Source organism: Burkholderia sp. Z1, from assembly GCF_014893795.1.
Taxonomy (GTDB): Bacteria; Pseudomonadota; Gammaproteobacteria; order Burkholderiales; family Burkholderiaceae; genus Burkholderia; species Burkholderia theae.
Genome location: NZ_JACFYL010000002.1, coordinates 2742086 through 2761415 on the forward strand (window position 1 = coordinate 2742086; position 19330 = coordinate 2761415).

Sequence of the window (19330 nt, forward strand, 5' to 3'; positions counted from 1 at the left end):
GGGCGTCGTTACGCCGGTCGTCGTTATACGTGCTCGCCGGCGAGCGGCAGCGTCACCCGGCAATCGAGGCCGCCGCCATCGGCCGGACTCGCGCCGATCCGGCCGCCGTGGCGCGTCACGATGCTCTTGCACAGCGACAGTCCGATCCCGTTGCCGCCGGCCTTCGACGACGAGAAGCCGTCGAACAGCCGGTCGTGCGCGCCTTCCGCGATGCCCGGGCCGTTGTCGATCGCGCGCAGCTCGGCGTGCCCGGCCACGTTCGCGGTGCCGAGCGTCAGCGTGCGCGGCATGCGTTCGCAGCCGGCGAACGCCTCGATCGCGTTGAACGCGAGATTCAGGATCACCTGCCCGATCAGCACGCGTTCGCAGCGGATCGGCAGCGGCGCATCGGCCTGCACGATCGCGACCGTCACGCCGGCCTCCTTCGCGCGCAGCTCGATGAAATACGCGACGTCCGCCAGGATGTCGCGCAAATCGGCGACCGCGGCGACCGTGTCGCGCCGCACGATGAACTCGCGCACGCTCTTGATGATCAGCGCCGCATGCTCGGCCTGCCGGTCCGCGCTGCGCAGCCCCCAGATCGCATCGTCGACGGCGCCGCGCCCGTTCAGCCGCTGCACCGCGCCCTCGATGAAGTTGCGCACGGCCGCGAGCGGCTGGCTCAGTTCGTGCGCGATCACGGTCGCCATCTCGCCCATCGCGTTGTAGCGGCCCGCGTATTCGAGCATGCGCGCCTCGGCGCGGCGCGCGTCCTCGATCGCGACTTCGTCGCTGACGTCGCGGAACTGCACGAGCAGCCCGTCGAGATCGCCTTCGATCTCGACCTGCCGGCACGTGATGCGCAGCCAGCACGTCGAACCGTCGCGCCGCACGATCCGGTAGCGCTGCGGCTCGGACGGGCACGTCGACGGCGCATCGCGCAACTGCGCGACGAGCCGGTCGCGATCGGCCTCGGTGCAGTAGTCGAGCACCTCGCCGAGCGCTTCGTCGGGCGCGAGCCCGAGCACGCGGCGCCCCGACTCGCTGATGAACTGCGCGCCGCCGTGCGGCGTGACGACCGCGACGCCTTCATCGAGATCCTGCATGAACTCGCGCAGCCGCGCCTCGTAACGACGCAGTTGCTGGCGGATCGCCTCCTCCGCGCTGATGTCGCGGAACTGCACCATCACGACATCGTGCCCGCGCAGCGGCACATAGGTGGCGATCGCCTCCGACAGCATGTCGACGCCCGTGCGCGACCGGTAGCACCACTCGTACACCTGCGGCCCGTCGACCATCGCGCGGTCCATCGCGCCCACGCCGATCTCGCGCCGGTACTTCGGTTCGGGGCGCGTCATGTCCGGCGCCTTCAGCGGCAGCAGTTCCTCGACGGAAAAGCCGAGCGCGATGCACGCGGCGCGATTCGCCCACACGATCGCCTTGGTCTGCGCGTCGTGCAGCAGCACGCAGGTGGTCAGCGCGTCGAGCAGCCGGTGGAAATCGTCTTCGTCGGGAAAACTCATGATCGGATTCGGAGGAAGGCGCGCGGTGTCGCGCGGCCGGAAACCCAACATAGCACCGGCGCGCGCCGCCCGCATCTGAAGATTTCTTTAGGCCGACACGGATCGTCACCAGTCGCGCGGCCCAACGCACCAATTGCTGCGGGTTTTCGGCGTTTCTAGACTGGCTGCATCGTCGTGCTGCGCAGTGAAATGCCGCGCAACCCGCATGCCGCCCCGCAATCGAACCTTATCCGCCCAGGAGACAGTCATGCCCCACGCCGCCCTCGCTATCGAACCCGCGCCGACCCCGGCCGCGCAGCTGTCGCCGCTCGACGCCGTGATCGAGACCGTCGCCGCGCGCCGCGAAGAATTCGACCGCCTGTCGCACGTGCCGCGCGACGTGATCGCACTGTTCAAGCAGGCGGGCATCTATCGCGCGGGCACGCCGCGCCGCTTCGGCGGCGATGCGCTTGCGCCGACCGCGTTCCTCGACATGATCGAACGGATCGCGACCGCCGACGGCTCGGCCGCGTGGGTCGCGAGCTTCGGCTCCGCGAACGTCTATCTCGCCGCGCTGCCGCTCGACACGCAGGCCGAGCTGTACGCGAGCGGCCCCGACCAGGTGTTCGCGGGCGGCCTGTTCCCGGTGCAGCCGGCGCAGCCCGCGCCCGGCGGCTGGCGCGTGAACGGCACGTGGAAATTCGCGAGCGGCTGCAAGGGCGCCGACTGGCTCGGCGTCGGCATCGCCGTGCCGGGCGCGCAGGACGCCGCGCCGAACAAGCCGCGCACGGCCGTGTTCCGCGCCGCCGAGGTCGAGATCGTCGAGAACTGGAGCGTGGTCGGCATGCAAGGCACCGGCAGCCACGACCTGCGCGTCGACGACCGCTTCGTGCCCGACGCATGGACCTTCGTGCGCGGCGGCGAGCCGACCGTCGACGAGCCGCTGTACCGCTACCCAACCGTCGCGTACGCGGCGCAGGTGCTGGCCGTCGTCAACCTCGGGCTGGCGCGCGCGGCGCTCGACGTCGTGAACCGCATGTCGGGCGGACGCCAGACGACGACCGGCGCGCCGCGCCTCGCCGATCGCGCGTATTTCCGCATCGAGCTCGCGAAGGCCGAGGCGCAGCTGCGCTCGGCGCGCGCATTCTTCTACGATGCGACCGACACGGTGTGGCAATCGATCCTCGCGGGCAACCCCGTGACGCCCGACCAGGTCAGTCTGCTGCGGCTCGCGGCCACGCAGATCGCCCGCGAAGGCGCGAGCGTCGTCGAACGCGCGTACCGCTTGGGCGGCACGGCCGCCATCTATCGGTCGCATCCGCTGCAGCGGCTGCTGCGCGACGCGATGGTCGTCACGCAGCACGCGTTTCTCGCCGAAGGCAACTTCGACGGCGCCGGTGCGGTATTCACCGGCGTCACGCCGTTTCCCGGCTACCTGTAACTTGCATCGGCTGAAACCGCTTTCTTGAAGGTGCATGAAGCCGCTGCGCCGTCGCCGGCCGGCTCATGCACTCAACCGATTCCTCTGGAGAACCCGATATGTCCGGTTCGAATCCGCTGCCGCTGCGCGTGCTGTTCTGCTGCGGTGTGTCGCAAAACTTCTTCGACCTGCCGCGCGAGAAGATCGGCGAAGTGTGGCAGGCGTACGGCGCGATGCTCGCCGCCGTCGAAGCGATGCCCGGCGTGCGCGTGCTCGGCGTGATGGACGACGACCGCCTCGTGGTCGGCCAGGCCGACGGCGCGCCGTGGACGTTCTACATCATGGCCGACGTCGCCGATTTCGATACGACGGTCGCCGTGTGCAACCTGTATCGCACGACGCCGGTGGGCGAATACAACCTGTGGCGCTACGGCAAGATCGAGGCGCGGGTCGGCCGCGCGCTGACGGTGCCGCCGGCCGCGCGGCCCGCGTCGTGAGGCAGGCGATGACCGACCTGTCACCCGGCCTGCTCGACGCGCTCGCGCAGCGCGTGGCGGCGTTCGACGCCGAGCGCGCGGTGCGCGCGACGATCACGCGTTACATGGCGCTGTGCGACGTGCCCGAGGATGCCGGCGACGGCCCGCCGCTTGCCGGCCTGTTCACGGCCGACGCCGTGTGGGAAGGCATCGGCCCGCAGTACGCGCGCAAGTTTGGCCGCCTCGAAGGCACGGCCGCGATCGTCGCGATGCTGGGTCGTTATCTGCCGCCCGATCCGCATTTCTCGTCGAACCTGCATTTCCTGACGTCGGAATCGATCGACGTCGGCGCCGGCAACACGACCGCGCGCGGCCGCTGGATCATGCTGCAGGCGTCGTGCTACACGGGCGGCACGGCCGAGCTGATCGCCGCGCGGCTGACCGTCGATTTCGTGCCGGCCGCCGATGGCTCGACCTGGCTGATCCGTCATTTCCGCACCGAACGCGTGCTCGACGGCCCGTGGCCGCTCGCCGCCGCGCCACGGTCCTGATGCTTTTCACCGCTTCCGCACGAGATCGACCATGACAGGCTTCATCGACACCTTCACGCTGGGCGGCCCGGGCCCCACGATCGCGATCAAGGACACGATCGACATCGCGGGCCATCCGACCCGCGCGGCGAGCCGCGCGCTCGCCGATGTGCCGCCGGCCGCGCAACACGCGGACGTGGTCCGCCTGCTGCTCGACGCGGGCTGGCAGATCGCCGGCAAGGCAAACATGCACGAGCTCGCGTTCGGCATGACCGGTATCAACGACTACACGGGCACGCCCGTCAATCCGCAGGACGCATCGCGCATTCCGGGCGGCTCGTCGAGCGGTTCCGCATCGCTCGTCGGGCTCGGCGCGGTCGACGCGGCGCTCGGCACCGACACGGGCGGCTCGATTCGCGGGCCGGCCGCGTGCTGCGGCGTGTTCGGGCTGAAGCCGACCTTCGGCCGCGTGTCGCGGCGCGGCGTCGCGCCGGCCGACACCACGCTCGATTGCGTCGGGCCGTTCGCGCGCGACGTCCGCACGCTGGCCGCGGTGATGGCCGCGATCGCACCGGGCTTCGATCGTGCGCGCGCAGCCGCATCCGCGGCGGACTGCACGGTCGCGCACATTACCGTCGACGCCGATCCGGCGATCGCCGCCGCGCTCGACGCGGCGCTGCGCGCGTCGGGCCTGCGCTCGCACGCAATCGTGCTCGACGAGATGCCGGCCGCGTTCGCCGCCGGGCTCGCCGTGATCAACGCGGAAACGTCGCGCGCATTCGGGCATCTGGTCGCGACGGGCAAGCTCGGCGCCGATCTCGATGCGCGGCTGCGCACGGCCGCGACGACGACGCCTGCCGCACTCGACGAAGCCGAAGCGGTGCGCGCGCGCTTCACCGCGCAGGTCGACGCCGCGCTCGAACACGCGGACGTGCTCGTGCTGCCGACGCTGCCCGCGTTGCCGATCACGCTGCAGCAAGCGCGCGACGGCGTATCGGTGATCGCGATGTCGTCGCTGATCCGGCCGTTCAACCTCAGCGGCCACCCGGCGCTCAGCGTGCCGCTGCCGCTGGCCGGTTCGCCGCTGAAGGCCGGCCTGCAGATCGTCGGACGCAAGGGCGCGGACGAACAGGTATGCTCGATCGCCGCACACTTCGAAGCGGCGCTCGCCGCATGAATCACGATGCGGGCGCAGCCACGACAAACGCGCGCTCGCGAACCAGGGAATCACGCACCATGTCAGATCGAGTCGTCCTCGTCACCGGCGCCGCGCGCGGGCTTGGCGCCGTCATCGCCGAGCGCTTTCATGCGGCCGGTTATCGCGTCGCGCTGGCCGATATCGCCACCGACGCCATTCATGCGCATGCGCGCGAACTCGACCCGAGCGGCGCACGCGCGATCGCGCTGCCGCTCGACGTCACGTCGAAGCGCGATTTCGAAACGGCGCGCGACGCGCTCGTTGCTCGCTGGGGCACGATCGATGTGCTCGTCAACAATGCGGGCGCATCGAAGGTCGTGCCCGCGATGGAGATCACGGCCGAGCAGTTCGACCAGGTGATCGACGTGAACCTGCGCAGCGTGCTGTTCGGCTGCCAGGTGTTCGGCCAGTATTTCGCGACGCGCGGCGCGGGCCGCATCGTCAACATCGCGTCGCTCGCCGGGCAGAACGGCGGCTCGGCAACGGGCGCGCACTACGCGGCCGCAAAAGGCGGCACGCTGACGCTGACCAAGGTGTTCGCGCGCGATCTCGCCGCGCAGGGCGTAACCGTCAACGCGATCTCGCCCGGCCCGCTCGATTTGCCGATCGTGTATGAAAGCGTCGCGCCGGAGAAACTGCGTCAGGTGCTCGCGAACCTGCCGGGCGGCAAGCTCGGGTCGGCCGGTTTCGTCGCGGACGCAGCCGTGTTGCTCGCGTCGGGCGACGCGCATTTCGCGAACGGTGCGTGCTGGGACATCAACGGCGGGCTGTACATGCGCTGAACGCAGGGCCCGACCGGTGCTCTAGCGCGACGACGCCCCGTCGTCGCCCCACACGACCATCACGTCGCGCACGAGCGCGGCGATCGACGTCGCGCCGAGCTTCTCCTTGATGCTCGCGCGATGCACGTCGACGGTCTTCACGCTGATCGACAGATCCGACGCGATCTGCTTGCTGCCCTTGCCGTCGACCACGCCGCGCAGCACTTCCTTCTCGCGTGCGGTCAGCGCATCGAGCCGCTGGCGCAACTCGCGATGACGCTGGCCGACCGCATGCCGCTGCTGCGCGAGCCGCAGCGCGCGCTGCACGCGCTCGAGCATCTGCTGCGAGTTGTACGGCTTCTCGACGAAATCGATCGCGCCGTTCTGCAACGCGCGCACCGACATCGGGATATCGCCATGCCCGCTGACGAAAATCACGGGCAACGTCGCGCCGCGCGCATTCAGTTCGGCCTGCACGTCGAAGCCACTTTTCTCCGGCATCCGCACGTCGAGCACCAGGCACGCGGGCAGGTTCACGTCGAAACGTGCGAGAAAGTCGGCGGCGTTCGCGAACCCTTCGGACGCGATGCCGACCGATTCGAGCAACCACGCGAGCGACGTCCGCATGCCGCTGTCGTCGTCGACGATGTATACGATCGGTGCGGGTGACGTCATCGCGGGTGTCTCGCTCAATATCGGTATGGGTATCGCACGCGCCGCGCATGAAGCCGGTTGCCGGCTCGTCGCGAGCGTCGTTCGCTGGGGGTGTGCGGCACATCATAACGAGCCGAAAACCCGCTGAATACCCTTTTACGTGCCGCACGAACGCGCAATCGCGTTTTTTTCGCGCGCTGCGCGGTGCGCCTAGGTAGAACCTTTAGACGCGTTGGCGAGAACGCCATCTCCATCGTCAATCGTGCGAATGGTCGGCCGCATTTTCGCGACGTACGCTTGGGTCATCGTCGACGATCCGGCGCTGCATCGGCAGACCGCGCAATCGTCGCCTTCGTCCCATCAGGAGCACCCATGTCCGCCACATCCTCCACGACCGAACTCCCGCGACCGGCGCGCGTCGAACCGTCCGACGCGCAGAAGGCCTTCCGGCAAGCGATGGCCCACCTCGGCGCGGCCGTCAACGTGATCACCACCGCGGGGCCGCACGGCCGCTGCGGAATCACCGCGAGCGCCGTCTGCTCCGTCACCGACGCGCCGCCGACGTTGCTGGTGTGCCTGAACCGGTCGAGCGCGATGCACGCGACCTTCGAGCGCAATCGCCATGTGTGCATCAACGTGCTGCCGGCCGAGCACGAACTGCTCGCGCGGCATTTTGCGGGGCTCACCGACCTGCCGATGGAGCGGCGCTTCGACCTGCCCGTGTGGGACCGCGGCGAACAGGACGTGCCCGTGCTGCGCGATGCGCTCGCAAGCCTTCAGGGCACGATCGCCGAGATGAAGGAAGTCGGCTCGCATTCGGTGATGTTCATCGAGGCGACGTCGATCCGCGTGCGCGACGACGGCGACAGCCTGATCTACTTCAGCCGCGCGTTTCATCGTGTGTCGCGCACGGCGTGCGTGCGCTGAGGCGTCAGCTGACTATGCGGCAGCACGCAACGCGCGTTGCCCGGCCGCGAGCGCGGCGCCCGCGAACAGCGTCAGCGCCGAATACACGAGCCCGCGCGCGAGCCCCGCGCTGTCCGACACCCAGCCGATCGCGACCGGCCCGGCGATCTGCCCGAACGCAAAGACCGTCGTGAACGCGCTGATCCCCTTCGCCCAGCCGTCGGGCGGCAGGTTGTGCCGCACGAAGGCGGTCGTCGATGCGACCGCCGACAGGAACGTCGCGCCGAACAGCACGCCCGACGCGAACGCAGCCACCGGATGCACGAACATCGCGGGCATCAGCGTCGCGACGCCGAGCAGCGCATTGAGCACGGCCAGCGCCTGGCCGCCACGCATCCGGTCGAGCAACCGCGACCACAAGCGTGCCGATACGACGGTCGCCACGCCGAGCATCACGTAGAACGCGGAGACCACCGTGCCGCTCATCCCCGCGCCACGCAACAGCGCGACGATGAACGTCATGTAGCCGATGTAGCCGACGCCGAACAGGCCGTAGCCGGCCAGCGCGAGCGCGAAACGGGCCGGGCTCGCGGCGGCGCTCGATGTCGCGCCGTCGCGCGGCGCGGCCGGTGCCGCGTGCGCATGCTCGATGCGGCGCGCGGCTGACACGGCCACTGCCGAGAACAGCACGCACGCAACCGCGAGCGCGAACCAGGCCGGCTGCCAGCCGTGCACGCCATGCGTGAGCGTCGCCGGCACGAGCAGCGACGACGCGACGATGCCCCACCCCGTGCCGCCGTAATAGAGGCCGAGCAACAGCCCCGCATCGCGCGGCGACGCCGACGCGAGCCGCGCGGCCAGCACGCCACCGCTGATGAAGATCAGCGCGCTGCCGACGCCCGTCGCGAGCCGTTGCACGAGCAGCGCGTGCATGTCCGACGTGAGCCCGCAGGTGGCCATCAGCAACGCTGTGAGCACGCAGCCGGCCGCCAGCAGCGTGCCCGCATGCCAGCGCCGCGACAGCAGCGGAAACACGAGCGCGCCGATCAGGTAACCGGCCGCGTTCGCCGTGTTCAGCGCGCCGGCCTGCGCGAACGTCCAGCCGAGATCGGCCTTCATCGGCGGCAGCAGCAGCGCATACGAAAAGCGTGCAAGGCCGAGCGCGATCGCGCTGCCGAGCGACAGGCCGATCGCGAGCCGCCAGGCTGCCATGCGGTCCGGGTCGGTAGCGCCGGCGTCCGGCCGCGACGGGCCGGCATGCTCCGGTTGCGGTGCTGCGCGCATCGAGTGTCTCCTGTGTCGTTCGAAGCCGGGCAAGTCGTCACAGAGGAACCGGCGTTCCGCACGCGCCCATCCCGGCTGTCGAGGCTTCCGATCCGGTCGAACGATCATACTTGAGCAGGCACGGGGCAAGCGCGGGAGAACGGCAGCCGCTTGCTTGCGCTACCCCCGCAATCCGGCCACGAAGGCCGTGAACAATGCACGTCCCTCGGGCCACTCCGCCAATCCCGCTGCCGAATTCAGATGGCCGCGCGGGCCGAGCAGCAGCGGCATCGCGCCACGCTCGCCCGCCCATGCAAGGCCGCGCCCGGACGGGTCGTACCCGTCATCCGAACTGGCGATCGCCAGCACCGGCACGCCACCGAAATCGCCGCCCGGCACCTTCGCGAACGCGCTGGCCGCGGCCGGAAAACGCGGGCCGCCCGGATCGGGCACCGCCACGAGCAATGCGCCGCGCACGACGCGCGTCGACGCCGCACGCCAGTGCGCGAACAGCAGGCAACCCAGCGAATGACAGATCAGCACCGGCGGCACCTCGGCTTGCGCGACGGCTTCATCCAGCGCCGCGATCCAGTCACGCAGGTCGGGAGCATCCCATGACGCAGGCGCCATGCGGATGGCACCCGCATGCGCGGCCTCCCAGTGGCTCTGCCAATGATCCGGTCCCGAGTTGCCGATCCCCGGCACGATCACGATCGTGTGGTCCATCTCCGTCTCCCTCTCCATGAACAGGCGAGCTCGCAGTCTCGTCTGCCGGAAACCGGCCGGGAATGGCAAATCATCGGATATTGAGACAATATGCCGATGAATTAACGGAACGGGAAAGCGGAGATGTCGAACGGAGAACTCGATCGCCTGGATCTTTCGATCCTCGAGGCGCTTCAGGAAAACGCGCGGATGCCGCTGTCCGAAGTGGGCCGACGCATCGGGCTATCGCAGCCCGCCACGTCGGAGCGCGTCAAGCGGCTGGAAGAACGCGGCATCATCGCGGGCTACGGCGCGCGCATCGACCCGGCCGCGCTGGGGTTGGGGATGATGGCCATCATCCGGCTGAAGACGACGCACGAACACATCAAGCCTGCGCTGCGCGCGTTCGCCGAGATGCCGCACGTCATCGAGGTCCACCGGATGACCGGCGAGGATTGCTTCTTGCTGAAGGTACTGGTGCCGACACCGGGACAACTGGAAACCATCATCGACGCGATTGCCCGCTTCGGCGCGGTCACGACGTCGCTGGTGCTCCGGTCCGAGCCGGCCAAACCGCTCGGCAAGGCGCTGCTCGGCTGACACGGGCATCGGGCCGCCGGCGTGCCCCTGCCGAGCGGCGATGCGTTCGCACGCATGGCCGCCGCGAGCGACGTCGATCACGACGATCAAGGCGATCGAATTCCCGATGAAAAATCGCCGAATTCAAAGCACCGATCCCGATTCCGGAGATTTAAAAAAAGATATCGAATCCGTCATTCGCTTTATTCGTGCTTTACGGCGCGTGATTCGCCACTCCCCCGTGTTTAGCACGCTTCGGCTAAAAACCTTGCAACGCATTGCATTCGACAATTCGTCAGACTAATATCAACGCCACTCATCCGGTATTCACGAAATGCCTGATGAGGAGTGGCAACTTTTTAGCCGCGCTTTCATGTTGAAGCACTCATGTTCACCACAGGAGAGTTGACATGCAGGAAACCCAGCAGATCGAATTGCTTGACTGGATGCAGGAAGACACGCACCCCGAGGCCGTCGACATGATGGTCGAGGACGCCGTGGTGCCGTTCGGCACCGCGCTCTGGCCGGTCTGAGCGGGCCACCCGTTCTCGCGGAAGGGCATCGGCCCTTCCGCCGTTTCCGGAGACACGCATGCTGAACCTGCACCGCGCGCTCGGCTTTCACCCCGCGCTGCGCGACAAGCTTGCGCGCGGCGAGTCGGGAAAACTGCTGGTCGGCCATGACACCCGCAATCGCGACATCGCGTTGCGCGCGTTTTCCGCCCTGCCCGATTCGCTCGACGCGGCCACCCTCTGCCTCGAAACCACCCCGCCCGCCGACATCGCCGCCGCGCTCGAGCGCGCCGACCTGTTCGTGCTGCTGTACGACTCGTCGTGCCTGCCGACACCGTCGCCGAGCGGGCCGCCGTTCCTCGCCGCGATCCGCCCCGCGATCGTCGAGCACTGGAGCAAGTCGGTTTTATTCAAGGATTACGGCCCGCACCTCGACGAAGCGTTCGCCGAGTCGCTCGACGACATCGCGGCGCGCAACTGCCGGCTGATCGACGCGGCCGCGCACGCGTCGCAGATCCGCTTCATCGACGAAGCGGGCAACACGCTGACGGGCTCGCTCGCGCCGGACCAGAAATGGACGAGCGTGGACGGGATGGGCAATCTCGACGTCGTGCCCGGCGAGATCGCGACGCACATTACCGACCTCAACGGCTCGGTCGTGTTCAGCGGCACGTTTCTCGGCACCGTGCCGTTCGCGATCAAGTACAAGGTGGCCGAGCGGCTCGCGACGCTGCATGTCGAACGTAGCATGATCGTCGGTTTCGACAGCGACGATCCCGGCTTCCGGCGCGATTTCGCGACCTATCTCGACCGGCACGCGAATCACCGGCGCATCGAGGAATTCGGCATCGGCACGAACCTCGGGATCCGCGGCCTGTACGGCCGCAACGCGGGGTTCGAGGAACGCCATCCGGGCCTGCATCTCGGGCTCGGCGGCGGCGAAAACGGCAGCCATCATCTCGACCTGATCTTCGCGCGCGGCACGCTCGCGCTCGACGACCGGATCGTGTTCGACGGCGCGTTCGCCGTCTGACCAGGCAGTCGCATGCTCAGGCTTCGGCGGCCGCCTCGCTGCCGAGCCACTTGAACATCACGAGGCAATCGACGAAGCCGAGCCGCGCGTGACGGTACGCGCGCGGCAGTCGGCCGACGATGTCGAATCCGAGCTTCTGCCACAACGCGACCGCGACCTCGTTGGTCGCGACCACCGAATTGAACTGCATCGCGAGGAAGCCGCGCTCGCGCGCGACCTGCTGCGAGTGCTCGCACATCAGGCGGGCGACGCCGCGGCCGCGCGCGGCATCGCTCACCATGTAGCCGCAGTTGCACACGTGATTGCCGGGCCCGGCCGCGTTCGCCTTCAGGTAGTACGAGCCGAGCACCACACCGTCCTCTTCGGTGATCCACGTGCAGAGCGGCGCGTCGAGCCAGAGCGCGCGTGCCGCTTCGAGTGTTGGCGCGGGATCGAATGCGTAGGTTTCCTGAGCAGCGACGATGGCGCGGTAGGTCGGCCAGAAGCGCGGGAAATCGTCCTCGGTCATCGGGCGAAGCGTGATCATGCGAATTCTCTCGTGAAGGGGATGTCGGCGGGCATGCAATCGATCGTACCGCGATTCATCGATGGCCGCCGTCTCGCAGCACGCCGCTCCGATACGCGCCCGGCGGCACGCCGTACCAGCGTTTGAATGCCTGCGAGAAACTCGACAGGTCGCTGAAGCCGAGCCGCTCGGCCACCTCCGCGAGCGACAGGCGCGCATCGCCGAGCAGCGTCTCGGCCAGCGCGCCGCGCGCCTGCGCGAGCAGCGCGCGAAACGTCGTGCCCTCCTCCTGCAGCCGGCGCTTGAGCGTGCGCGGGCTCGTGTTCATCAGCCGCGCCATGTCCTCGAGCGAGAACGGTGCGGCGCCAGGCGTCGCGGTCAGGTACTGGCGCACCATCTCCGATGTGCCCACGCGTGCGCGCCGCGCTTCGACCAGCTGGCCGCACATCTGCTCGCACATCGACACCGTCAGCGGATTCGCATGCGGCAGCGGCCGGTCGAGAAACGCGCGGTCGAATGCAAGGCTGTTCGCGCGCGCCGAGAAAACCGGTTCGATGCCGGCGATGCGCGGCGCGGGTAGCGACGGCGCGCGCGCGGCCTGCAGCGTGAAGCGCGACAACGCGAAATCGTCGCCGCCGATTTCCTGCAGCAGCACGGCCGCGGCCGCCATGTCGCGTTCGACGACGAACCGGCTCACGGCGCCGTCGAGTTCCGGCGCGCCGAAGTTGAGCACGCCCGTGTCGGGTTCCTCGCGGTACGTGATGACGGTGAACGCATACGTGAGCGGCAGGAAACGCATCGCCAGCGCAAGCGCGTCGCGCGCGGTCGCGCTCGCGATCAGTCCGTAGCCCCACACGCCGTACGCCGAAAAGTGATAGCGCAGGCCGACCTCGAACCCGAGGCCCGGCGCGCGCCCGAGCGCACGCAGCAGGTTGCCGGTCAGCCGCAGCTCCTGCGCGGCCGTCACCTCGACTTTCGGATCGTCGAGCTGCGCATTCCCGAGCCCCGTGCCGGCCAGCAGCGTCGTGTGCGGCACGCCGCGTTCGTCGCCGAAATCGACCAGCAGCCGGGCGCTGGCCGGACTCCGGGTGAAGTCCCAGAAGCTCATGCGGAGAAACCCTCGAAGCGCCGATTTGGCCCAAATACTAAAACAATTGTCCCGAAGCAGCATTGGTGTTTTCCCATGCGGCCAGCACCATCGGCGTCATCCAGTCGTCGTCCGAACGACGCCATCGCCCCCTTAGGAGACACCATGCGACCGAGTCGCCCGACCGATCCCGCCACCCGCTTCGAACGCCGGCGCGAAACCTGCGCGCGCGACCGCATGCCGACGCACACCGCTTGATCCATCGACCATCAGGAGACGATTCATGAGCAAGACTTTCGACTACATTGTCGTCGGCGGCGGTTCGGGCGGGTGCGTCGTCGCCGGGCGGCTGACCGAGGACCCGGCCGTGACCGTCTGCGTGCTCGAGGCCGGCGGCCGCGGCGACGGCGCGGTCGTCAACGTGCCGACCGGCGCGGTCGCGATGCTGCCGACCCGCGTGAACAACTGGGCCTTCGACACCGTGCCGCAGCCGGGGCTCGGCGGGCGCATCGGCTACCAGCCGCGCGGCAAGGCGCTGGGCGGCTCGTCGGCGATCAACGCGATGGTCTACATCCGCGGCCATCGCGTCGACTACGACGGCTGGGCCGCGCTCGGCAACGAGGGTTGGGCGTACGACGACGTGCTGCCGTACTTCCGCCTGAGCGAGCACAACGAACGCTTCGACGATGCGTGGCACGGCCGCGACGGCCCGCTGTGGGTCAGCGACCTGCGCACCGGCAACCCGTTCCATGCGCGCTATCTGGAAGCCGCGCAACAGGCCGGCCTGCCGCTCACCGACGACTTCAACGGCGCGCAGCAGGAAGGCGTCGGCATTTACCAGGTCACGCAGAAGCATGGCGAACGATGGAGCGCGGCGCGCGCGTACCTGTTGCCGCACGTCGGCCGCCGCGACAACCTGACGGTCGAGACGCATGCACAGGTGCTGCGCATCCTGTTCGACGGCACGCGCGCCGTCGGCGTCGAAGTGCGGCAGCACGGCGAAGTCCGCACGCTGCGCGCGCGGCGCGAAGTCGTGCTCGCGGCCGGCGCGCTGCAGACGCCGCAGTTGCTGATGCTGTCGGGCATCGGCCCGGGCCGTGAACTCCAGCAGCTCGGCATTGCCGTGCGGGCCGATTTGCCCGGCGTCGGCCGCAACCTGCAGGATCATCCGGATTTCATTCTCGGCTACCGGTCGCGCAGCGTCGACACGATGGGCGTATCGGCGCGCGGCGGCCTGCGCATGCTGCGCGAGTTCGCGCGCTTTCGTCGCGAACGGCGCGGGATGCTGACGTCGAATTTCGCGGAAGGCGGCGGTTTCCTGAAGACGCGCGCCGGCCTCGACGCGCCCGACATCCAGCTGCACTTCGTCGTCGCGCTCGTCGACGATCACGCGCGCAAGCTGCATGCCGGCCACGGGCTGTCGTGCCACGTGTGCCTGCTGCGGCCGCGCAGCCGCGGCTCGGTGACGCTGCACAGCGCCGATCCGCTCGCGGCGCCGCGCATCGATCCCGCGTTCTTCGACGATCCGCGCGACCTCGACGACATGGTCGCGGGCTTCCGGCTCACGCGCCGGCTGATGGAAGCGCCGGCGCTCGCCGAGTGGATCACGCGCGACCTGTTCACCGCGAACGTCACGACCGACGACGAGATCCGCGACGTGCTGCGCCGGCGCACCGACACCGTGTATCACCCGGTCGGCACCTGCCGGATGGGGCACGACGCGCTCGCCGTCGTCGATCCGCAACTGCGCGTGCACGGCCTGCAGGGGTTGCGCATCGTCGATGCATCGATCATGCCGACGCTCATCGGCGGCAACACCAATGCGCCGACGATCATGATCGCCGAGAAGGCCGTCGACCTGATCCGCGGCGTTTGCCGCACGTCCGCGCAACCGCATGCCGATACCGTCGGTGCATCGATTGACCGCGACGCCGTACTTGCATCGTGCGCCGCACACGCTGCCATTCAGCCGGAGGACACCCGTCATGTTGTCGCCTGAAACTTCCCGCGCGATCGAACCGGCCGCACCTGCCGCACCGCTCGCGGCGATCATCATCGGCGCCGGTTTCGCCGGCATCGGCATGGCGATCGCGCTGCAACGCGCCGGCATCCACGATTTCGTGATCGTCGAACGCTCGCACGACGTCGGCGGCGTGTGGCGCGACAACAGCTACCCGGGCGCCGCCTGCGACGTGCCCTCGCACCTGTACTCGTTTTCGTTCGAACCCAACCCGGCCTGGTCGCGCGTGTTCGCGCCGCAGCCCGAAATCCATGCGTACGTGCAGCATTGCGCACGCAAGTACGGCCTCGCTCGCCATCTGCGCTTCGGCGCCGAGGTCGAGCACGCACGGTACGACGAAGCGAGTGCACTGTGGCGCGTCACGCTCGCCGACGGCACGACGCTGAGCGCCGCCGTGCTCGTCAGCGGCACCGGCCAGTTGAGTCGCCCCGCGATGCCCGACCTGCCCGGCATCGACACGTTTCGCGGCCGCGCGTTTCACTCCGCGCACTGGGATCACGGCTATGCACTGGCCGGCAAGCGCGTGGCGGTGGTCGGCACCGGCGCGTCGGCGATCCAGTTCGTCCCGGCGATCGCCGGCGACGTGCAGCGCCTGGTCGTCTTCCAGCGCTCGCCGGCGTACGTGATGCCGCGCCCCGACCGCGCGTATCGCCCTTGGGAAAAGGCGCTGTTCCGCCGGCTGCCGTGGGCGATGAAGCTGCATCGCGCGTCGATCTACCTGCGCTACGAATCGCGCGCGATCGCGTTCACGCGCCTGCACGGGCTGATGGATCTTGCGGTCGGCCGGCCGTTCCGCAAGCTGCTGTCACGCGACGTGCCGGACGCCGCGCTGCGCGCCCGGCTCACGCCCGACTACCCGATCGGCTGCAAGCGCATCCTGTTGTCGAGCGACTATCTTGCCGCGATGAGCCGCGCCAACGTCGAGCTCGTCACGCAGCGGATCCGGCGCGTGACCGAAGACGGCATCGAGACCGTCGACGGCGTGCACCATCCGGTCGATGCGATCGTCTACGGCACCGGGTTCGCGGCAACCGAGTTCCTGTCGCCGATGCGCATCACGGGCCGCGACGGGCTCGATCTGAACGACGCGTGGCGACGCGGCGCGCAGGCGTATCTCGGGCTCACCGTGCCCGGCTTTCCGAACTTCTTCATGCTGTACGGCCCGAACACCAACCTCGGCCACAACTCGATCGTCTACATGCTCGAAAGCCAGATCGCGCACGTGATGCGCTGCGTGCGCGCGATGCGGCGCGACGGCGCGAACGCGATCGACGTCGACGCGCGTCGCTACCGGCGCTTCAACGTACACGTGCAGCAGCGGCTCGCCGGTTCGGTGTGGAGCAGTTGCAAGAGCTGGTACGTCAATGCATCGGGGCACAACAGCACGAACTGGCCGGGCTTCACGTTGACCTACCGGTGGCTCACGCGTTTCACCGGGCTGTCCGCGTACCGCTTCTCGCATCCGCTGCCCGACGCCGCCGGGACGACGCACGGCGTGGTGGTCGCGCCGCCCACAGGCCGGCTGGAGGCGCTCGCCGCCGCGTCGCTGCGCGGCTTCCTGCGCGTCGCGTTCCGGCCGCTGATCGGTCCGCCGTTCGGCGCGCGCATGCAGCGCCGCGTCGTCGCGTTGCTGTCGCCGCTGATGCCCGGCGCGGGCGGCACGCTGCGCTACCGCACGTCCGCGCATCGCGTGCCGGTCGAAGTCGTCGCACCGAAACGCGGTGATGCGGGCGGCGCGATCCTTTATCTGCATGGCGGCGCGTTCTGTCTCGGCGGGCCGCATACGCATCGCGGCGTGACGACGCGGCTCGCGAACGACGCCGGCCTGCCGGTGTGGGTGCCCGACTACCGGCTCGCGCCCGAGCATCCGAGTCCGGCCGCGCTTGACGATGCGCTGGCGACGTACGACACGTTGCGCGCGCAAGGTCATGCGCCGCACCGGATCGTCATCGCCGGCGATTCGGCCGGCGGCGCGCTCGCGCTGTCGCTCGCCATCGCGCTGCGCGAACGCGGCGAGCCGGCCGCCGCCGCGCTGCTGCTGATCTCGCCCGTAACCGACCCGGCGCTCGGCGGTGCGACGCTGGCATCGCGCCGCCACGACGATCCGATGATCCGGCGCGGCTGGCTCGAACAGGGGCTGCGCTGGTATCACGGCGCCGGTTCGGCCGCGGCGCGCGGCCCGCTCGACACCGACCTGCGCGGCCTGCCGCCGATGCTGATCCAGGCCGGCGACCAGGAGGTGCTGCTGTCGGATGCGCAACGGCTCGCGCATCATGCAGTCGCGTGCGGCGTGCCGTGCCGGCTGGAGATTCATGCGGCGCGCTGGCATGTGTTTCATCTGCAGGCGTTTTACCTGCGGTCGGCACGGGACGCGTTGCGGACGCTGGCGGGGTTTGCGATGGAACGCGTCGCCGCGACGGCGTGACGACGAACCGGTGACATGCGGCGCTCGGCCGGACGCCGCATGCGCGACCGCCATACGCGCTTGCAACGAAGCGACACCGTTTTGCGAAAACCGGCCGGTTATTTTTTTCTGTCGCACGCGGCCGTCATGATCTCCCGCAAGCCCCGGCGCGCCGCCGGGGCGATACCCCCACCCTGGCGGAGAGATGATGAAAAGAAGGCACACCCTCAACACGCTGGCGCTGCTCTGTTGCGTCGGCATCCAGTGCGCGACGTCGGCGTTCGCCGACGAACCGAAGAAGGTCGCGTTCGTCGACACGGGCAACACCGGGCGCAGCGTAATGGCCGAGGCGATTGCCGGCCAGTTGATCGCGCAGCGCCACGCGCATGTCGCGGTGATCTCGCGCGCGGTCGACGAGGATCCGTATGACGAGAAGCCCGAGGAAAACGGCGTGATCCTGATGAAGCGGCGCGGCATCGACACGTCCGCGCACCGCTCGGTGCAGTTGAACGCGAACGACGTCAAGCATTCGGACGTGATCCTGACGATGACCGACAAGCACAAGGAGAAGGTGCTCGCGCTCTATCCGTCGGCGGCCGGCAAGGTGTTCACGCTCGCCGAATACGCGACCGGGAAGCACCTCGACGTGCCCGACGCATGGGGCAAGCCGATGGACTTCTACGAATCGGTGACCGCGCAGCTCGACACGTACATTCCGGCCGCGCTCGACAAGGTCGCGAGCACCGCACCCGCGAAGCCGTAACGCGCGACAAACCTGTCGGCTTGCCGGTTGCGCAATGTGCGGGCGCCGGCGGGTTTGCCGTTCGTGTCATTCCGTCCCGACACCCCGCCCACGGCGCGTGCCCTTCATCGCGTCATCGATACAGGCCATTCGGCCGAATCGCCGCCGTACGCCCCGGATGAAAGAATGATCTTCGTCCGGGAAGCCGGCTTCGCTGCCTGACATCCCGAACCCTGAAGCAGCGCATGCGCTGCGGCCGCAACGCCGTCGCGCTGCGTGCCGTCTCGCGCGGCAATCGGCAGCGTGGTGCATCGCACCCCGTTCACCCCGCCGGTCGCAGGCCAAAAAGCCACATCGTTTCCATCACCCTTTTTGTAGCTTATAAGTTACAATACTATCCAAGTTCGAACTGCTTCGCTATCAGCGCGACAACGGTCGCGAGCCTTTCACCGAATGGCTGAACGCCGTGCGCGACAAACTCGCCCAGGCGCGGATTCGCGAACGCCTGCGCCGCGTGCAGACAGGCAATTTCGGCGATTGCGAGCCTGTCGGCGAAGGCGTGATCGAACTGCGCATCCATGTCGGCGCCGGCTATCGCGTGTACTTCGGCCGGTACGGCGGTGCACTGGTGCTGCTGCTGTCCGGCGGCGACAAGGGCAGTCAGCCCGACGACATCAGGCGCGCAAAGGAACACGGGTTGAACTGGAAACGGAGGCAAATGTGAACAAGCTCAAAGGCGCGGTATCGCACCACGACGCGGAAGTCGCCGAACTCGGCGCCGACCGCGAACTCGCGGTGGCCTATCTGCGCGTCGCCATGGAATCGCTCGACGATCCCGACAACCGCGCGGCCGGCCTGCTCGCGCTGCGCACGGTCGCGGAAGCGTACGGCGGGCTCGGCGCGGTCGCGGCCGAAGCCGGCATCAGCCGCGAATCGCTGTATCGCACGCTGTCCCCCAACGGCAACCCGACGCTGAAAACCCTGCTCGCGGTGCTCAAGACCGTCGGCCTGCGCCTGTCCGTCGTCCCCGCGCAGCCGGCGCACGCGTAAGTGG

21 protein-coding genes are annotated in these 19330 nt (G+C 68.8%); 15 read left to right on the plus strand and 6 right to left on the minus strand.

Translation table 11 applies throughout. The features are described from left to right. Positions 1 to 23 precede the first annotated feature (23 nt). Complete coding sequence (locus H3H55_RS29160; protein ID WP_193101224.1) at positions 24 to 1577, minus strand: sensor histidine kinase; 1554 nt, start codon at positions 1575 to 1577, stop codon at positions 24 to 26. A 172-nt stretch (positions 1578 to 1749) separates the two neighbouring features. Between H3H55_RS29160 and H3H55_RS29165 the strand changes: the two genes are divergently transcribed. The 5 genes from H3H55_RS29165 to H3H55_RS29185 all read left to right on the plus strand — a co-directional run bounded on the left by H3H55_RS29165 (position 1750) and on the right by H3H55_RS29185 (position 5887). Next, positions 1750 to 2922, plus strand: a complete 1173-nt coding sequence (locus H3H55_RS29165) for an acyl-CoA dehydrogenase family protein (RefSeq protein WP_193101225.1) — start codon at positions 1750 to 1752, stop codon at positions 2920 to 2922. 98 nt (positions 2923 to 3020) lie between these two features. After that, on the plus strand, positions 3021 to 3398 hold the full coding sequence (locus H3H55_RS29170; protein ID WP_193101226.1) for a hypothetical protein: 378 nt from the start codon (positions 3021 to 3023) through the stop codon (positions 3396 to 3398). A gap of 8 nt (positions 3399 to 3406) precedes the next feature. Continuing rightward, a complete protein-coding gene (locus tag H3H55_RS29175) occupies positions 3407 to 3928 on the plus strand; it encodes a nuclear transport factor 2 family protein (RefSeq protein ID WP_193101227.1) in 522 nt (173 codons plus the stop codon). 31 nt (positions 3929 to 3959) lie between these two features. Continuing rightward, complete coding sequence (locus H3H55_RS29180; protein ID WP_193101228.1) at positions 3960 to 5084, plus strand: amidase; 1125 nt, start codon at positions 3960 to 3962, stop codon at positions 5082 to 5084. 59 nt (positions 5085 to 5143) lie between these two features. Beyond that, positions 5144 to 5887, plus strand: a complete 744-nt coding sequence (locus H3H55_RS29185) for an SDR family NAD(P)-dependent oxidoreductase (protein ID WP_193101229.1) — start codon at positions 5144 to 5146, stop codon at positions 5885 to 5887. 21 nt (positions 5888 to 5908) lie between these two features. Here the strand turns inward: H3H55_RS29185 and H3H55_RS29190 are convergent, their stop codons facing one another. Beyond that, positions 5909 to 6541 (minus strand): response regulator transcription factor, encoded by a 633-nt coding sequence (locus H3H55_RS29190; RefSeq protein ID WP_193101230.1) that lies wholly within the window; start codon positions 6539 to 6541, stop codon positions 5909 to 5911. A 351-nt stretch (positions 6542 to 6892) separates the two neighbouring features. Between H3H55_RS29190 and hpaC the strand changes: the two genes are divergently transcribed. Next, positions 6893 to 7447 (plus strand): 4-hydroxyphenylacetate 3-monooxygenase, reductase component, encoded by a 555-nt coding sequence (hpaC, locus tag H3H55_RS29195; protein ID WP_129516624.1) that lies wholly within the window; start codon positions 6893 to 6895, stop codon positions 7445 to 7447. 12 nt (positions 7448 to 7459) lie between these two features. Here hpaC and H3H55_RS29200 read toward each other — a convergent pair whose 3' ends face one another. Further along, on the minus strand, positions 7460 to 8710 hold the full coding sequence (locus tag H3H55_RS29200; protein ID WP_193101231.1) for a YbfB/YjiJ family MFS transporter: 1251 nt from the start codon (positions 8708 to 8710) through the stop codon (positions 7460 to 7462). Between the two features lie 159 nt (positions 8711 to 8869). After that, positions 8870 to 9415: an RBBP9/YdeN family alpha/beta hydrolase gene (locus tag H3H55_RS29205; RefSeq protein ID WP_193101232.1), complete on the minus strand. Its 546-nt coding sequence runs from the start codon at positions 9413 to 9415 to the stop codon at positions 8870 to 8872. A 123-nt stretch (positions 9416 to 9538) separates the two neighbouring features. On the opposite strand from H3H55_RS29205, the gene H3H55_RS29210 reads away from it, so the two are divergent. The 4 genes from H3H55_RS29210 (at position 9539) to H3H55_RS29220 (ending at position 11518) form a co-directional block, all read left to right on the plus strand. Further along, a complete protein-coding gene (locus H3H55_RS29210; RefSeq protein WP_011356102.1) occupies positions 9539 to 9994 on the plus strand; it encodes an Lrp/AsnC family transcriptional regulator in 456 nt (151 codons plus the stop codon). A 40-nt stretch (positions 9995 to 10034) separates the two neighbouring features. Next, the gene (locus tag H3H55_RS29215) at positions 10035 to 10277 is read left to right on the plus strand and encodes a hypothetical protein (RefSeq protein ID WP_193101233.1); all 243 of its coding nucleotides are present in this window, start codon (positions 10035 to 10037) and stop codon (positions 10275 to 10277) included. Positions 10278 to 10383: 106 nt separating this feature from the next. Continuing rightward, positions 10384 to 10506 (plus strand): hypothetical protein, encoded by a 123-nt coding sequence (locus tag H3H55_RS37600; RefSeq protein ID WP_006479692.1) that lies wholly within the window; start codon positions 10384 to 10386, stop codon positions 10504 to 10506. 58 nt (positions 10507 to 10564) lie between these two features. Beyond that, entirely contained in the window at positions 10565 to 11518 is a 954-nt protein-coding gene (locus H3H55_RS29220; protein ID WP_193101234.1) for a leucyl aminopeptidase, read from the plus strand. Between the two features lie 16 nt (positions 11519 to 11534). On the opposite strand, the gene H3H55_RS29225 is transcribed toward H3H55_RS29220, so the two are convergent. Then, complete coding sequence (locus H3H55_RS29225; RefSeq protein ID WP_193101235.1) at positions 11535 to 12044, minus strand: GNAT family N-acetyltransferase; 510 nt, start codon at positions 12042 to 12044, stop codon at positions 11535 to 11537. A 55-nt stretch (positions 12045 to 12099) separates the two neighbouring features. Then, positions 12100 to 13131 (minus strand): AraC family transcriptional regulator, encoded by a 1032-nt coding sequence (locus H3H55_RS29230; protein WP_193101236.1) that lies wholly within the window; start codon positions 13129 to 13131, stop codon positions 12100 to 12102. A gap of 262 nt (positions 13132 to 13393) precedes the next feature. On the opposite strand from H3H55_RS29230, the gene H3H55_RS29235 reads away from it, so the two are divergent. From H3H55_RS29235 to H3H55_RS29255, 5 genes are all read left to right on the plus strand, one after another. Beyond that, positions 13394 to 15109, plus strand: a complete 1716-nt coding sequence (locus H3H55_RS29235) for a GMC family oxidoreductase (RefSeq protein ID WP_193101237.1) — start codon at positions 13394 to 13396, stop codon at positions 15107 to 15109. Then, entirely contained in the window at positions 15096 to 17555 is a 2460-nt protein-coding gene (locus H3H55_RS29240) for a flavin-containing monooxygenase (protein ID WP_193101238.1), read from the plus strand. Before H3H55_RS29235 ends, H3H55_RS29240 begins: the two co-directional genes overlap by 14 nt. Positions 17556 to 17742: 187 nt before the next feature. Then, positions 17743 to 18297: a protein tyrosine phosphatase gene (locus H3H55_RS29245; protein ID WP_193101239.1), complete on the plus strand. Its 555-nt coding sequence runs from the start codon at positions 17743 to 17745 to the stop codon at positions 18295 to 18297. A gap of 370 nt (positions 18298 to 18667) precedes the next feature. Then, positions 18668 to 19000, plus strand: a complete 333-nt coding sequence (locus H3H55_RS29250; RefSeq protein WP_193102218.1) for a type II toxin-antitoxin system RelE/ParE family toxin — start codon at positions 18668 to 18670, stop codon at positions 18998 to 19000. Beyond that, positions 18997 to 19326 (plus strand): DNA-binding protein, encoded by a 330-nt coding sequence (locus tag H3H55_RS29255; protein WP_047901651.1) that lies wholly within the window; start codon positions 18997 to 18999, stop codon positions 19324 to 19326. Before H3H55_RS29250 ends, H3H55_RS29255 begins: the two co-directional genes overlap by 4 nt. Positions 19327 to 19330 lie beyond the last annotated feature (4 nt).